At 35.6% G+C, this 16,550-nt stretch carries 16 protein-coding genes; all 16 read left to right on the forward strand.

The window, feature by feature from the left end; genetic code table 11:
- The first annotated feature begins 30 nt into the window (after positions 1 to 30).
- The 16 genes from DDF69_RS14115 (at position 31) to DDF69_RS14190 (ending at position 16,439) form a co-directional block, all read left to right on the forward strand.
- Positions 31 to 1,194, forward strand: coding sequence for a methylmalonyl-CoA mutase family protein (locus DDF69_RS14115; RefSeq protein ID WP_114821346.1), 1,164 nt, complete (start codon positions 31 to 33; stop codon positions 1,192 to 1,194).
- A gap of 206 nt (positions 1,195 to 1,400) precedes the next feature.
- Positions 1,401 to 1,784, forward strand: coding sequence for a GxxExxY protein (locus DDF69_RS14120; RefSeq protein ID WP_114821347.1), 384 nt, complete (start codon positions 1,401 to 1,403; stop codon positions 1,782 to 1,784).
- Positions 1,785 to 1,940: 156 nt separating this feature from the next.
- On the forward strand, positions 1,941 to 3,086 hold the full coding sequence (locus tag DDF69_RS14125; RefSeq protein WP_114821348.1) for a class I SAM-dependent methyltransferase: 1,146 nt from the start codon (positions 1,941 to 1,943) through the stop codon (positions 3,084 to 3,086).
- 138 nt (positions 3,087 to 3,224) lie between these two features.
- On the forward strand, positions 3,225 to 3,500 hold the full coding sequence (locus tag DDF69_RS14130; RefSeq protein ID WP_114821349.1) for a hypothetical protein: 276 nt from the start codon (positions 3,225 to 3,227) through the stop codon (positions 3,498 to 3,500).
- A gap of 158 nt (positions 3,501 to 3,658) precedes the next feature.
- Positions 3,659 to 5,038, forward strand: coding sequence for a dipeptidase (locus DDF69_RS14135; protein WP_114821350.1), 1,380 nt, complete (start codon positions 3,659 to 3,661; stop codon positions 5,036 to 5,038).
- Positions 5,039 to 5,248: 210 nt separating this feature from the next.
- Positions 5,249 to 6,169: a T9SS type A sorting domain-containing protein gene (locus DDF69_RS14140; protein WP_114821351.1), complete on the forward strand. Its 921-nt coding sequence runs from the start codon at positions 5,249 to 5,251 to the stop codon at positions 6,167 to 6,169.
- Positions 6,170 to 6,380: 211 nt separating this feature from the next.
- Positions 6,381 to 7,304 carry a T9SS type A sorting domain-containing protein gene (locus DDF69_RS14145; protein ID WP_114821352.1) on the forward strand — a complete coding sequence of 308 codons (924 nt, stop codon included), beginning with the start codon at positions 6,381 to 6,383 and terminating at the stop codon, positions 7,302 to 7,304.
- An 80-nt stretch (positions 7,305 to 7,384) separates the two neighbouring features.
- Positions 7,385 to 8,092, forward strand: coding sequence for an SDR family oxidoreductase (locus tag DDF69_RS14150; RefSeq protein ID WP_079241856.1), 708 nt, complete (start codon positions 7,385 to 7,387; stop codon positions 8,090 to 8,092).
- Positions 8,093 to 8,289: 197 nt separating this feature from the next.
- Positions 8,290 to 9,036, forward strand: a complete 747-nt coding sequence (locus tag DDF69_RS14155) for an electron transfer flavoprotein subunit beta/FixA family protein (protein ID WP_034697635.1) — start codon at positions 8,290 to 8,292, stop codon at positions 9,034 to 9,036.
- Between the two features lie 127 nt (positions 9,037 to 9,163).
- A complete protein-coding gene (locus DDF69_RS14160) occupies positions 9,164 to 10,111 on the forward strand; it encodes an electron transfer flavoprotein subunit alpha/FixB family protein (protein WP_047429869.1) in 948 nt (315 codons plus the stop codon).
- 189 nt (positions 10,112 to 10,300) lie between these two features.
- Entirely contained in the window at positions 10,301 to 10,900 is a 600-nt protein-coding gene (locus tag DDF69_RS14165) for a bifunctional nuclease family protein (protein WP_034697639.1), read from the forward strand.
- 22 nt (positions 10,901 to 10,922) lie between these two features.
- Entirely contained in the window at positions 10,923 to 12,305 is a 1,383-nt protein-coding gene (locus tag DDF69_RS14170; protein ID WP_114821353.1) for a nucleoside permease, read from the forward strand.
- Between the two features lie 298 nt (positions 12,306 to 12,603).
- On the forward strand, positions 12,604 to 13,008 hold the full coding sequence (locus DDF69_RS14175) for a hypothetical protein (protein ID WP_110010253.1): 405 nt from the start codon (positions 12,604 to 12,606) through the stop codon (positions 13,006 to 13,008).
- Positions 13,009 to 13,010: 2 nt separating this feature from the next.
- Positions 13,011 to 13,421, forward strand: coding sequence for a hypothetical protein (locus DDF69_RS14180; protein ID WP_114821354.1), 411 nt, complete (start codon positions 13,011 to 13,013; stop codon positions 13,419 to 13,421).
- A gap of 57 nt (positions 13,422 to 13,478) precedes the next feature.
- Entirely contained in the window at positions 13,479 to 14,657 is a 1,179-nt protein-coding gene (locus DDF69_RS14185) for an acetyl-CoA C-acyltransferase (RefSeq protein WP_079241852.1), read from the forward strand.
- Positions 14,658 to 14,948: 291 nt separating this feature from the next.
- Positions 14,949 to 16,439 carry an MFS transporter gene (locus DDF69_RS14190; protein WP_114821355.1) on the forward strand — a complete coding sequence of 497 codons (1,491 nt, stop codon included), beginning with the start codon at positions 14,949 to 14,951 and terminating at the stop codon, positions 16,437 to 16,439.
- The last annotated feature ends 111 nt before the right edge of the window (positions 16,440 to 16,550 follow it).

The following is a 16,550-nucleotide window of genomic DNA, read 5'->3' on the forward strand; positions in this document are numbered from 1 at the left end:
ACCATTGACCATTCACAAATAAAAAAACTAATGTCAAATACAGATATACTTTCAAACTGGGAAAATCTAGTCAAAAAACAGCTTAAAACAGAGGATATTTACCCTGTTTTAGAGAAACAGAATCTGGAAGGAATAGAGGTGAAGCCTTTTTACACAGAGGTACAGAAACCTTTGGTCAACCTGCCAAGAGTTGAAGAAAGCACCCATCTGGTAGCTAGATACCATGAAAGTCTGGAAGAAGAAGTATTTGCATTCATCCTTGATCAGAATGTAGAAAATCTTGATCAGAAAACTCTTTTTGTGAATAATAAAGATCTTGCAGGGCATATCAGTCCTAAAGAAGAAGATCAGTATTTTTCATTGATTGATGTCTTTAATGAAAAAGAAGGAAGTATTGATGATCAGCTGGTAAAAGAATTGCTGTCAAAAGATTTTAAAAGAAATATTTGTGTAGATATCTCACTCCATCAGAATGCCGGAGCTGCTATTTACCAACAGCTTGGAATTGCCCTTGCAAAAGCTAAGGAATTGGTGGAAGCTTATGGCGCTGAAATTTTAAACAAACTGATCTTTAGAATTGCAGTAGGTGGAAGTTATTTCTTTGAAATGGCCAAACTGAGAGCTTTTAAAATTGTTTTTAACCAACTTTCCAAAGAATACGGACTGGACGAAGTTCCTTACATCTTTGCCGAGACTTCACTGCGAAATAAAGCGGTTGCTGACAACGAAAATAACCTTATCCGTTCTACACTGGAGCTTGCTTCTGCAATGATTGGTGGGGCAGATGCTGTATTTTCCAATAACTATCTTGTTGACAGAAGTACAGATAACTCAGAAGAGATCTCTTTCAAACAACAGATTGTTCTGGCTTACGAAAGTATCATCAATGTATTTGAAGATGCTTCTAACGGAAGTTATTATGTGGAAGATATTACCCAGCAGTTTGCTGAAAAAGCATGGGCTTTGTTCGTTGAGATTGAAGAAGCTGGAGGATATTTAGAACTGTTGAAGCAGGGAGTTATTCAGAAAAAAATCTATGATCATGCTATAGAAGAACAGCAATGGATTGAAGAAGGGAAAATAAAGCTTATCGGAGTGAATTTGTACCCTAAATTAGACGTTAAAAAGTCTATTGCAGATCTTTACAACGAAAAAGAAATAAAAGCCGTTCGTTGGGCGGAAATGTTTGAATAATATTTTTAACCACAGATTATACAAATTTTCACAGATGATTATTCATAATATTCTGTGAATTTTTTTATCAAAAGTTTAAATATGAACAATTATATTAAGGTTAAAACCAATTAAGGTTGAAATATAATTTCTATTTGAATTTTGGTTAAATTAAGAAACTATAGTGCTATCTCATAATATTGTACTTTTGATACAAATACAATGTAATGAAAGAAAATGAGATAAGTTTTTACATCAGAAAATCTATATTTTCTGTTTACAACGAACTAGGTCCAGGTCTTTTGGAGAAAGTTTATGAAAAAGTCTTAGCTTATGAACTGGAAAATAATGGTTTAAGAGTACAGACCCAAGTTTCAATGAATATTAAATTTAAAGATGTATTTATTGATTCAAGTTTTATAGCAGATATAATTGTTGAAGACAAAGTAATCATAGAAGTTAAGGCAGTTACTGAAATATTAAATATCCACCATCAGCAATTATTAACATATTTAAAACTAACAAATTTGAAATTAGGGATTTTAGTTAACTTTAATACCGACTATATTGATAAAAGCATTTTTAGAAAGATAAATGGAAAGTTAGACTAAAAAATAAAGAATAATCATCTTCGAAAGTTTATGAGAACTGTAGGATACTTTAATTTCACCACAGATTACATGGATTTCCTCAGATGATTGCACATAATTTATTTGGAATCCTTTAAAATATATAACATAATCATCTGTGTAAATCTGCGAAAATCTGTGGTTAAATTACTAAACAAAGAAGTTCAAAACTATATCAATGCAAATCTGAATACAGATTTACATACATTACTGCTGAAAAAATCTCCGTTTCCGGAGGTTTCTATGCATGAAATTGTGCAGCAGATCAAAGGAAAACAGGTGGCAGAGAGAAAATTTCCGTTTCTCTTAAAAGAAGGTATTCTTTTCCCGCCACAGCTTAATCTTGAACAGTCATCATCTGAAAAAACGGCGCTATATAAATCAGGATTTCTAAAAGGAAATAATTTCATTGATCTGACAAGCGGTTTTGGTATTGATGCCTTTTATCTGTCTCAAAATTTTGATAATATCACTTTAATAGAGCAGAATACTGAGCTTTTAAAGATTGTTGAAAATAACTGGGGGATTTTAGGTCGCAAAGCGAAATTTATCAATCTTAAGCTTGAAGATTTTCTGAATGAAAATACCGAACACTTTGATGTCATTTATCTTGATCCGGCCAGAAGAGATGAGCAAAAAAATAAAGTTTTTCTTTTGGAAGATCTGTCTCCTGATATTCTTGAAATTCAGGAAAAATTATGTTCCATATCCGATCTTGTGGTGATAAAGCTTTCTCCGCTTATTGATCTTAAGTATCTTGTTTCGGTATTGCCGGGTATTTCAAGGATTGATATTATCGCTCTGAAAAATGATGTGAAAGAAGTTGTCGTATTTCTTTCCAACGAAAATACGGATAAGATCATCTGTAATTGTGTGAACCTTGAAAGCAATGAATCTATCTTTAGCTTTACATTTGGGGAAGAAGAAACTGCGCAATCTGAATATTCTGAACCTGAAAGATACATTTACATTCCCAATCACTCCATTCTGAAGGCTGGAGTCTTTAATCTGATCTCTCAGAAATTCGGATTAAAAAAACTTCATCCCAACAGCCATCTTTACACTTCCAGCGAAAGAATTGGAAGCTTCCCCGGAAGAATTTTAGAAATGGAATCTGTTGATTCTAAAAGTATTAAAAAGAAAGGACAGTTCAATATTATTACAAAAAATTATCCTCTGAAACCTGAAGAAATCAAAAAGAAATATGGTTTAAAAGACGGAGGAGACCAGTATCTTATTTTTACCCAATCCAAAAAAGGGAAAATAATATTAAAATCAGTATAAAAATGTTGCCGAAAAAAGCAGGATTTCTTACTTTTGGGCAATCAAAAATTGAAGCATGAAATCGTTTGCTGTTTGGAGGATCAAATAAGTTAAAATAGTGCGGTTTCATTTTACCTTTTAAAAAAAATAATTTTACATATGAAAAAATTAGTTATATGTTTAGCGATTGCAACGGTAGCGGTAAGCTGTAAGAAAGTTCCACAAGGAGGAAACAGAGGTACTTTGAAACTTGAAGAAGGAGTAGAAAGATATTCTGACGACCCTCAGGGAGAAGCTCACGGACATGAAGCGGGAGCTGCAGAACATAAAGAAGAGGCTCATGCAAAACCAGAAGAAGCTGCTGCTCCAAAAGCAGACAGTACTGCGGCTGCAAAACCTGCTGAAGCTGATAAAGCACCAAAAGCTGAACACTAATTAGAAGTACAAAATATATAAGTGCCCTGTTTCTGCAGGGCATTTTTTTATTAAAAAAGAGGGCTATAAGGTTCATTAGCATAAGGTTGGGAAAATCCTTCCTTTTTGTTTGTCCCTGCCGGGCATTTTTTTTAATTTTAACAAAATAAATTTTTACAATGCAAGAGACATTAAATTACATTAACGAAAACAAACAGCGTTTCGTGGATGAATTATTTGAGTTATTGAGAATTCCTTCTATTTCTGCAGATCCGGCGTATAAAGATGACGTTTTGAAATGTGCAGATGTAGTGGCGGCACACCTTAAAAATGCAGGCGCTGATAATGTGGAAGTTTGCAGCACAAAAGGATATCCAATTGTTTTCGGGGAGAAAATTTTAGATAAAAGCTTACCTACAGTTTTGGTATACGGACACTATGATGTTCAGCCGGCAGATCCGTTGGAATTATGGACGAAGCCACCTTTTGAGCCTTATATTGAAAAAACTGAATTACATCCTGAAGGAGCTATCTTCGCAAGAGGTTCTGCTGATGATAAAGGACAGTTCTTTATGCATTTGAAAGCTTTTGAAGCAATGATGAAAACCAATGCTCTTCCTTGCAATGTTAAATTTATCTTAGAAGGAGAAGAAGAGGTAGGATCTGTAAGCTTAGGAGACTGGGTAAACGAGAATAAGGAGAAATTAGCCTGCGATTGTATCTTAATTTCTGATACACATATCTACAGCAACGAACAACCTACTGTAACAACTGGTTTAAGAGGTTTAAGCTATGTAGAAGTAGAAGTGGAAGGTCCAAACAGAGACCTGCATTCAGGGCTTTATGGTGGAGCGGTTCCGAACCCTATTCACGTACTTTCAAGAATGATCGCTAATCTGATTGATGAAAACGGTCATATCACCATTGATGGATTCTACGACAATGTTGAAACTGTTTCAGATGCTGAAAGAGCTGATATGAACAAATTGAAAGACAACCCGGAAGAATTCAAGAAATCAATCGGATTAGGTAATATCGAAGGTGAAAAAGGATATACAACTTTAGAAAGAACTTCTATCCGTCCTACTTTAGACTGCAACGGAATCTGGGGCGGTTATACAGGAGAAGGAGCAAAAACAGTAATTCCTTCAAAAGCTTTTGCTAAAATTTCAATGCGTCTGGTTCCTTATCAGACTCCTCAGGAAATTACAGAGAAATTCACAAAATATTTCGAAAAGATTGCTCCGGATACGGTAAAAGTTAAAGTTACTCCTCACCACGGAGGTATGCCTTATGTTTTACCAACGGATACCAAAGAATTTGCAGCAGCAAAACAAGCGATGGAATCAGCATTCGGAAAAGAAGTTCTTCCATACAGAGGAGGAGGAAGTATTCCGATTACAGCTATGTTTGAGCAGGTTTTAGGAGCTAAGTCTGTATTGATGGGCTTCGGATTGGATTCTGATGCGATCCACTCTCCAAACGAGCATTATGGATTATTCAACTTCTATAAAGGGATTGAAAGTATTCCGTTATTCTTTGAGAATTATTCAAAATAATTGATCAATATTACGACATCATAAGGTATTTCTGGAAAGAAATACCTTATTTTTTTGCTTTATATTATTCTGTTATCAACTGCCGGCAAAGCCTTTTTAAGAATTTTAAAAATTAAATTCACTGAAAATAAAAGGGTTAATTTTTATTTGCAATAAGTTATTTCACTATTCATTGAAAGTTTATATTTTTAATACAAAACTTGATTTACTATGAAAAAATACTACTCAATTGCATTTTTACTATCATCACTAAGTATTTTCGCCCAACAGGTCATATCTTTTGAGCCTATTGAAGGGTTCAACGTTGGAGATATCAATGGACAGGCAGGCTGGATCAGTACTCCCACAGGCGGGGTACCGGAAAATGTTACCCATCAAACCATCAGTTCAGATAAAGCCAGTGATGGAAGCCGTTCCCTGAGAATTGTTAAAGAAAGTACGTATGGAACGCAGGCTGAGCCAATCATCGGAGGTTTTTATAACATGTCCGCTCCTCTTGCTTACAATAATTTTTCTGTATCATTCGATATCAATATGTCACAGCTCAACGGTTCTGATTTTGGTTTTCAGGCTGTAAACAATATGGATGATCAGTTTGTCGTAAGACTGGATTTCAGAAAAACCGGGTCGGTAAAGATCCTGGATCTTTTGTCCGGCCTACAAAATCTTATTTCTGCACCCTCAGCCTGGTTGCCGAATACCTGGTATCGGTTAAAAGTTGTAGGAAGTGCCACAGATGTCAGATACTACCTTAATGATGTACTGATCTATACGGGTACAGCAGCAAGTTCCTTGAATATAAACCAGCTTCGTTTTGTTCATAATAATTCGTTGGGATCAGCTTATATTGATCATATTAAAATTAATAGCGAGCTGGGAACAATGGGTGTTCAGGATTCCAGTGCAAATGCCGCAAAAATATCTCTTTATCCTAATCCTGCAACTGATTTTATCCATATTAATGCTGCTGCCAAAGTAAAAAGTATAGAGCTCTATGACGAAACAGGTAAGCTGATAAGGACTGAAATAAATCACGATAAAATAGAGGTAAAAGGCTTAGCCACAGGAGTGTATATGGTTAATATAAAAACTGAAGAAAGAAATTTTACTGAAAAAGTCCTCATTAAATAAATATTTTCCTGTCAGTGGAAACATATGCTCTTTTAGGTGCTTTAATGTATTTATGGATGATTTTTCGGAATTGTTATTTATTCTTAGATTTAATATCTTTATTAATTTTGATTAAAAATATTATGTTAATTTGTTAATATGTGTAAAATATTCATATGTTTTGCTTTTTAGATTTAAAACGTATATATTTGCTTGGAACTAAAAAAATATCATGAAGAAACTTTACATTTTCGCAATTTCGTTGATCTCAATCTCATCTTTTGCTCAACAAACTATTTCTTTTGAAGCCAGTGAAGGATATACTGCAGGAAACATTAACGGGCAGCAGGGCTGGGTTACTACCAATGATGGAGGATTACCACCGGTATACCTGACAAGCCAACTGGTATCAGCTGAAATGGCAAGCCAGGGGTCAAATAGTTTTAAAATAACTACAGACGCACCTTACGGGCCACAGCAGAGCCCTGTAATGGGAGGTTTCTATACCTTCACTACACCATTAACATACAATAGCTTTACCCAATCATTTGATGTAAGACTTACCCAAAAAAGCACATCAAGCTCAGATTTCGTTTTTAGAACAGTAAATACCGTAGGAACAGGAGGAATTGTTACTTATATTGATTTTTCTTATGATGGAAGCATTCTGATTGCAACAGCGGGTTCAAATAATTTAGTCAATACCAATCAAACATGGAATGCCAATACATGGTACAGGGTAAAAATAGTTTCTACGGCTACAGGAATCCAATATTACCTGAATGATGCTCTGATCTATACAGGACAGCCGTTCAGTAATAATAATATTAACAGAATGGATTTTGTACACGATAACTATGGAGGTTCTGCCTATATTGATAATATCAAAATCAATAATGAAGGAGCCTTGTCTACCAAAGACGCCGTTAAAAATGACGTAAAACTATCTATTTATCCAAATCCGGCTACTGATGTGATAAAAATCACAACGCCTAACAAAATCAAACATGTTGAAGCATATGATATGTCCGGAAAGAAAGTGGATGTAACGTTAAACGGAGATCAGGTAAATGTTAGAAACCTGTCTTCCGGAGCTTATTTACTGAATATAGAAACAGAAGGAAGAAACTTCACAGAGAAGTTCATCAAAAAATAATTACTGATAAATCTTAGGATCAGCAAAACGCTCCAATTGGAGCGTTTTTGTTATTTTAGAGAATTAAAAATTTTAATCATATGTCAGATAATAAAACAGCTTATATAACAGGAGGAACCAAAGGAATAGGTTTCGGGATTGCGAAAATTTTACTTGAAAATGGCATTTCTGTAGCATTTTCAGGAAGAAAAAGAGAAGATGTGATGAAGGCGGAAGAAGAACTTAAGCAATATTCAGAAAATGTTTTGGGGATTGTTTCTGATGTAAGAAGCCTGGAAAGCGAGCAGGAAGCTGTAAAATATACCGTTGAAAAATTCGGAAGACTGGATTATATCATTGCGAATGCTGGATTGGGTATTTTTAAGCCTGTAGATGAGTTGACGGCAGAGGAGTGGAACGATATGATAGAAACGAATCTTACGGGCGTTTTTTATACCTTAAAAGCCTCTGTGGAAGAACTCAAAAAGACAGAAGGGTACTATATTACCATTTCCAGTCTCGCAGGAGCAAATTTCTTTGAAAATGGTACAGGTTACAACGCTTCAAAATTCGGAGTGGTAGGTTTCACACAGGCCGCCATGATCGATTTAAGAAAATACAATATTAAGTCTACGGTGATTATGCCGGGATCTGTAGCCACTCATTTTAACGGAAATATTCCGTCTGAAAAGGACAGTTGGAAGATCCAGCCTGAAGATATGGGGAATCTTATATTGGATATTTTAAAGATGAATCCAAGAGTTTTGCCAAGTAAAATAGAGTTTAGGGCAACAAAACCAGCTAAGTAACTACATCTAATGTATTGAATAATAATTTAATAAGTATTATGCATGCATAATATATTTTTTATTTATATTAGCAAAAATTAATTCAAACAAAATCTCTGCATAAACTGTCATGATTTTATGCGTCAAAAGGGAAAAAATAAAATAGACACATGAAACCTTAAGGTTACATATGACCAATAAAAAATTAAGAACAACATATGAAAATATTAGTTTGTATTAGTAGTGTTCCGGATACTACTTCCAAAATTAACTTTACAGCAGACAAATCTGCTTTCGACAAAAACGGAATTCAGTGGGTAATTAATCCTCTAGACGAATTTGCGTTGACAAAAGCGGTTAAACTTCAGGAATCTCAGGGAGCAACAGTAACAGTAATCAACGTAGGGGATGCTGCTACAGAACCTGTAATCAGAAAAGCTTTGGCAATTGGTGCTAACGATGCAGTAAGAGTAAATCTTGATCCAAAAGACAGCTATTCTACAGCAAAAGAAATTGCAGCTGTAGCTCAAAACGGAGGATATGATCTTATCCTTTGCGGAAAAGAATCTATCGATTATAACGGAGGTTCTGTTCCTGGAATGGTCGCTCAGTTATTAAATCAACCTTTCGTAAATGCTTCAGTAGGATTAGACGTTAACGGAAGCGAAGCTACTGCAGTAAGAGAAATTGAAGGTGGAAAAGAAACTATTTCTGTAAAATTACCGGCAATTATTGCAGGTCAGAAAGGATTGGTAGATGAGAAAGATCTTATCATCCCGAATATGAGAGGAATTATGTCTGCAAGAACAAAACCTTTGCAGGTAGTAGAACCTTCTTCTTCAGAAGTAAAAGTTCAGGGAGTATCTTATGACAGCGTTCCGCCAAGAGCTGCTGTGAAAATGGTTTCTCCTGATAATCTTGATGAATTGGTAAGATTACTTCACGAAGAAGCTAAAGTAATTTAATAAGAATCAAGTAAAAAGTAAAAAGATTCAGGATAAAATTGATGTTACCAGACATAATCTGAATTTCATCACTATTCAGAATTGGATAACCTTGAATCCTGGACGTTAAACCTTAAACAAATTAGAAATGGCAGTATTCGTATACGCAGAAAATATAAACGGAGTTTACAAAAAAGCAGCTTTTGAAGCAGTTTCTTATGCTAAAGCTATCGCTGATAAAGCAGGAGATACCGTTACCGCAATCTCTGTAAACCCAACAGATTCTTCAGATTTATTATACAAATATGGAGCATCAAATGTAATCAATATCAAAGACGAAGGTCTTAAAAATTTCTCAGCAAAAGCATTTGCTCAGGCTGTAAGTGAAGTAGCAGACGGAAATATCATCGTTTTCCCTCACACTACTGATGCTTCTTCTATTGCTCCTATGCTTGCGGTAATGAAGAACTATTCTTTAATTACTAATGCATTGGAAGCTCCTGAAAGCCTTTCTCCTTTCCAGGTAAAAAGAAGAGCATTCTCCGGAAAAGGTTTCATGCATGCAAAAGCAGAAGGAAACGGAGTAATTGTTACTGTTTCTCAAAACGCTTTCGGTGTTAAAGAAAACGCAGTATCAGGTTCAGAAGAAGTGAAAAACTTATCTGTTGCCAATGAAGATACTAAGGTGATTTCTCACGAGCAGAGTTCAGGTAAATTAGACCTTAAAGAAGCTGAAGTTGTTGTTTCTGCTGGTAGAGGGATGAAAGGACCTGAAAACTGGGGAATGATCGAAGATCTGGCAAACGTTTTAGGAGCAGCTACAGCATGTTCTAAACCGGTTTCTGATATCGGATGGAGACCTCACACAGAACACGTAGGACAAACAGGTAAAGCAATTTCTCCGAATCTTTACATTGCTGTAGGGATTTCAGGAGCGATTCAGCACCTTGCCGGAGTTAACTCTTCAAAAACTATCGTAGTAATCAACAGTGATCCTGAAGCACCGTTCTTCAAGTCTGCTGACTACGGAGTAGTAGGAGATGCTTTCCAGATTATTCCTGCACTAACAGAGAAAATTAAAGCAATTAAAGGATAAGAAAGTGAATTGTGAATAGTCAATTCGCTTCGCTCGTCAATTTTTTAATTAAATAATTCACTTGCGTAGCAAAATTTACTATTGACGTTTGACAATCATCAACAATACAGATAAAAGCTCGGCTTTCCGGGCTTTTATTTTTGCGTAAAAAAGTGAAAACACAATAAAAAATTAATCTATATTTGTGCTATGGATTATAAGCAGCTAATTATTCGCGGAATATCGTACAGCCAGACCCAGTCGGGGGCGTACGCATTGTTACTGGAACATGAAGAAACACACATAAAATTACCTGTTGTTATAGGAAATTTCGAAGCCCAGTCTATCTCTCTTGGACTGGAAAAAGATATTCATCCACCGCGTCCTCTTACTCATGATTTATTTACAAAATTTATAGTTTCTGCCAATTATGAGCTGATTTCCGTCATCATCTATCAGATTGTAGACGGAGTTTTCTTCTCCAATATCAACTTTAAAAATAAAGTAACAGAAGAAGAACTGATCCTTGATGCCAGAACTTCCGATGCTGTTGCCATGGCCGTAAGATTTGACGCGCCCATATTTACAACACAGCAGGTTTTAAATGAAGCCGGAATTTTACTGGAACTGGAAGATGTTTCAAAAGAAGATCAATCTTTCTCAGAAACTGTACAGACAGAAGATAACTTAAAATCTCTTTCTATGGAAGAGCTTCAGAAATTATTAGATGAAGCCGTTAAAGAAGAAGACTATGATACCGCCCTTGAAATCCAGGAAGAAATCAAGAGGAGGAAAAAGAAAATTGACTAAAGAGATACTTTTTATATAAACTATGAATTTAAAATTACGACTGACCATCCTCAGTTTTCTCCAGTTTTTCGTTTGGGGAGCCTGGCTGATTACGATGGCAAACTTCTGGTTTGGTACAAAACATTGGGAAGGAACTCAGTTTGGAGCTGTGTTCGGAACAATGGGAATTGCTTCCATCTTTATGCCAACCATTACTGGAATTATCGCTGACCGTTGGGTAAATGCGGAGCGCATATTTTCAGTATTACATATTCTTTATGGGGTTATTCTTTTTATACTGCCTCATTCTGCAGATCCGAATTCCTTCTTTTCGGTAATGCTCGTGGCCATGTGTTTCTACATGCCTACCATCGCATTGGCCAATTCAATTTCTTATACAATCCTGAAAAATAATAATCTGGATGTGGTGAAAGACTTCCCACCCATTCGTGTATGGGGAACTATTGGTTTTATTGTAGCCATGTGGATTACCAATCTTAGTGGAAATAAAGCAACAGAAGGTCAGTTCTATATCGGAGGTGTTGTAGCAATTTTCTTAGGAATTTATGCCCTTACACTTCCAAAATGCCCCCCACAAAAACTTATTGACAAAAATTCGCCGTTATCAGAGCAATTAGGCTTAAATGCATTTAAGCTTTTTGGAAACTATAAAATGGCATTATTCTTTATGTTTTCAATGCTTTTGGGAGCTGCACTTCAACTTACCAATGCCTATGGAGACGTATTTTTAAGTGAATTTGCCAATTTCCCTAAATATGCAGACTCATTCGTGGTACAGAGATCTACCATCATTATGTCAATTTCCCAGGTTTCAGAAACCCTCTTTATTTTGGCAATTCCTTTTTTCCTGAAGAAATTCGGAATTAAAAAAGTAATGCTGATGTCTATGCTGGCTTGGGTTTTAAGATTTGGATTCTTTGCGTATGGAGTGCCGGACGGATTCGGACTTTCGTTAATCATTCTTTCATGTATCGTGTATGGTATGGCTTTCGATTTCTTTAATATCTCAGGATCGCTTTTCGTAGAAACAACTACCGACAAAAAAATACGTTCTTCAGCTCAGGGATTATTCATGATGATGACGAACGGTTTTGGAGCAGTTTTCGGAAGTTATGCCGCAGGATGGGCTATTGATAAGTTCTTTACTCATAAGTTTTCTACAGCTTCAGATTTGTCTGCTTATCTGGAAACAACACCTGATAATCCTACTTTCCTGAGCATTTTAAAGAACAGCTTCAACGCAGCTGTTAATACAGATGGAACACTTTCCTCTGTCGTGATGGTAAAAGACTGGCAGCAGATATGGCTTTCTTTCGCAATCTATGCATTAATACTGGCAGTTTTCTTTGCTTTACTGTTTAAGCATAAACATAACCCGGAAGATGTATCCTCAGTGAAACATTAATTGAAACTTATTTTTATTAAGATATTAAATTGCATTTTTGAAAAAAGATGCAATTTTTTTATATTCAAATATACTTTTATCAAATATTGCTTCGCTGAAGAAAAATATAGACTTCAGATCGATTATAAATACGGAATGTTGATTTTTAATTTGACAACAAATTTTACTTTTATTTAAATAATAATTAAAAATACCGACTCTTTTTTATGTCTAACAAGTGTTCGGGTACGGAATTTCTATTTTTAAAACACACTCTTTAAAAGTGTGTTTTTTTTTGTATTTTGGCACTTTAGTAAATATGAAAAATATTCAGTTATTAGGATTACTATTAGTAATCGTAGGCAGCTTTTTACCCTTGGTACACGTGCCTGTCATCGGGAACTGGAACTATTGGAAGCTTGATCATTATCTGGCTATAGCATGCTGGATTTTTTCTGCTTGTGCCGTTTTTGGAATTGTAAATAACAGTGCCAAAATTGTAAGGTTTTTTGGTATTCTGCTTATTCTTTTATTCGGATTTACCTTAGTGGCTGTAAAAATGCAATCGCTTCAATACTTTAGCTTTTTACCATTCAAATCCTGGCAGGAAACTTTTGCAGGAATCGTTAAGCTGAAATGGGGTTGGGCAGTTGAGTTTTTAGGTGCTTTTCTGATGGTTTTTGCCGGAGGAAATAAAAAAGTTAACAACAGAACACAAATATAGATATGAACTTCTTAAAAATATTTTCAGCAGGTATTTTGTTGACCGCAGCAACACAGATTCACGCTCAGGCAGCAGAACAGAAAAAACCGGATAATCCGCCTAAATGTGCGAATATAAAAGAAGGGAAGTTTACAAGACCCAATTACCCTGAAGCAATATGGTATATGACCATTAAAGATAATATTCAAACTGAATATTTCAATAATGGAAAAGACTATATCAAATCGACATTGGTTTTTGTGGACGACTGCAATTATAAAGCAATCGTGATGGAGAAGTCCGATAAAAATGATCCCGCACAGATAGGAGATGTCTTCAATAATAAAATAGTAGCCACTCAGGATAATCTTCTGAAAGTGAATACCAAAATTGAAGGGACTCAGTTTGATCTGGTATACGTAAAAGTAAAATAAATTCTAACTATAAAAATGGAATCTTTATTCCGTTTCAGCTAAATAAAAATTATATACATGAAAGAAGTATTCATTGTTTCCGCAGTAAGAACACCTATGGGGAGTTTTATGGGAAGCTTATCAACAGTTCCGGCTACAAAACTGGGAGCAACTGCCGTAAAAGGAGCATTAGATAAAATTGGTTTAGATCCTAATCATGTTCAGGAAATCTATATGGGAAATGTTCTTCAGGCAGGAGAAGGCCAGGCGCCGGCTCGTCAGGTTGCATTAGGAGCAGGTCTTTCAATCAATACACCTTCTACTACAGTAAATAAAGTTTGTGCTTCAGGAATGAAGGCTGTAACAATGGCAGCTCAGGCGATCAAAGCTGGTGATGCTGACGTAATTGTTGCCGGAGGTATGGAGAATATGTCTTTAGTTCCTCATTATTACAATGCAAGAGTGGCTACAAAATTAGGCGATATCAAAATGCTTGACGGAATGGTACTTGACGGTCTTACAGACGTATACAACAAAGTACATATGGGAGTATGCGCAGAAAAATGTGCGGTAGACTATAATATTACAAGAGAAGATCAGGATAACTTCGCTGTAGAATCTTACAAAAGGTCTGCAAAAGCCTGGAGCGAAGGTAAATTCAACGAAGAAATTGTACCGGTTTCTATTCCTCAGAGAAAAGGCGAACCAGTTATCTTTGCTGAAGATGAAGAATACAAAGCAGTAAACTTTGACAGAATTTCAACACTTCCAACGGTATTCAAAAAAGAAGAAGGAACAGTAACTGCAGCAAACGCATCTACTTTGAATGACGGTGCTTCTGCATTAATCCTTGTTTCCAAAGAAAAAATGGAAGAACTGGGATTGAAGCCTCTGGCAAAAATCGTTTCTTATGCTGATGCAGCACACGAGCCTGAAAACTTTACAACTGCTCCGGCAAAAGCGTTACCAATCGCTCTTAAAAAAGCAGGATTAGAAGTTTCTGATATCGATTTCTTCGAATTCAATGAAGCGTTTTCAGTAGTAGGATTAGCTAACAACAAAATCTTAGGATTGGATGCTGCGAAAGTAAACGTAAACGGAGGTGCTGTAGCATTAGGGCATCCACTGGGAAGTTCAGGTTCAAGAATCATCGTTACATTAATCAACGTATTGAAGCAAAATAATGCGAAATACGGAGCTGCTGCGATCTGTAATGGTGGTGGTGGTGCTTCTGCAATTGTAATTGAAAACTTATAATTGACACATACAAACACATGTTGTGTTTAAGATATAAAAAATCGGGGTCTTTGTACCCCGATTTTTTTTGTTACAGAATAGAATGATACTAACTTCAATCATCATTCAGACTCATCAATACATCATTTACCAATATAGACGGAGGTGTTTCAGACTCTATAAAGTATACAGTAAGATTAAAACTTTGCTGAATGATTTCAATGCCTTACAATTATTATTTTCAAAATAATAGTAAAAACCGTAGAATATTCCGTAGTTTTTCTATTTTTGTGCTACTAATATATATTTGAAATGTCTGAAACTGAGAATCGACAGCCTAAAAACATAAAGAATAATCCGAAAATTATGAAAGCCTGGGCTGTATATGACTGGGCAAATTCTGTTTATTCCCTGGTGATTACCTCTACCATTTTTCCCATTTATTACTCTATCCTTACTACCGCTTATGAGAAAAAAGAATATGTGGCGGAAACAAAAACATGGATTGATGTTCCGGTAAGGCATATGATCAAAATTTTCGGCGAAGAATATCAGCCGGATGCTGTATACGGATATTCCCTTACCATATCATTCTTTGTTGTGGTATTACTGTCCCCATTTTTGTCTTCATTAGCGGATACCATTGGAAACAAAAAATCTTTCCTGCAGTTTTTCTGTTATCTTGGTGCAACATCCTGTATGGGATTGGCCATGTTTACAGGAATGCATAACGTATTTTTAGGACTTTTATTCAGTATTACAGCCAGTGTAGGTTTCTGGGGAAGTTTAGTTTTTTATAACTCTTTCCTTCCGGATATTGCCACACCAGACAGGCAGGATGCACTTTCTGCAAGAGGATATGTATATGGATATATTGGTTCTGTAGTTTTAGTGGTCATCTGTTTGGTATTGATTCAGGTTTTTGCCAAAGGAGCAGCCCAGCAGCTATTGTTCACAAGAATCAGTTTCCTTTTAACAGGAGCATGGTGGTTCGGGTTTTCTCAATATACCTTCAAACATCTTCCACAATTTGGGGATGTGAAAGATAAACTTCCTAAAGATTTAGTACTCCTGAACTATAAGAATATCTTCAAAAAACATGAGGAGCAGGGTGGCTTCTTTGAAGTATTTAAAGATAATCTGAGCTTCTATAAAGATATTGCAAAAGAAAGTTTTCACGAACTGTTTAAAGTGGGAGGCGAGCTTTTCAAAGATAGAAATCTGAAATTCTTCCTTTCAAGTTTCTTCTTCTACAGTGTAGGGATGCAGACGATTTTCCTGATGGCTACATTATTTGGAAAAAGTGAAATTAATCTTGCTCAGGATAAGCTGATCGGAACTCTTTTGGTGATTCAGATTGAAGCGATTATCGGAGCCGTTATTTTCTCAAGATTATCCAAAAGAATCGGTAACAAAAATGTTATTTCAATTGCGATCATCCTATGGATTGTAGCTTGTCTTTGGGCTTATTTCCTGAATAAAGAAAATCCTACAGTAGAATACCAGTTTTATGGAGTTGCTGCAGTAGTAGGGTTGGTAATGGGTGGTCTTCAGGCGATGTCGAGATCCACCTACTCAAAACTTCTTCCTGAGAACTCAATGGAGAATACAACCTATTTCAGCTTCTATGATGTGTTGGAGAAAATTGCTATTATCATCGGAACATTTATCTTTGCAACATTGATCGAACATTTCAATAATATGCGTATTGCAGCATTGTCCATGACTATATTCTTCGCCGCAGGATTGGTTTTAATCAGATTCCTGAAGGTTAAAATGAGAAAAGACAGAGAAACATTATAAAATTAAAAGACGTTATTTTTAACGTCTTTTTTATTACGGTAATTCACTGAATTTTATCTATGAAATTATATTTATTTACCATATTTTTTTCGTATTTTTAATAGAAGAACT

It is taken from the genome of Chryseobacterium sp. KLBC 52 (assembly GCF_003347605.1).
Taxonomy (GTDB): Bacteria; Bacteroidota; Bacteroidia; order Flavobacteriales; family Weeksellaceae; genus Chryseobacterium.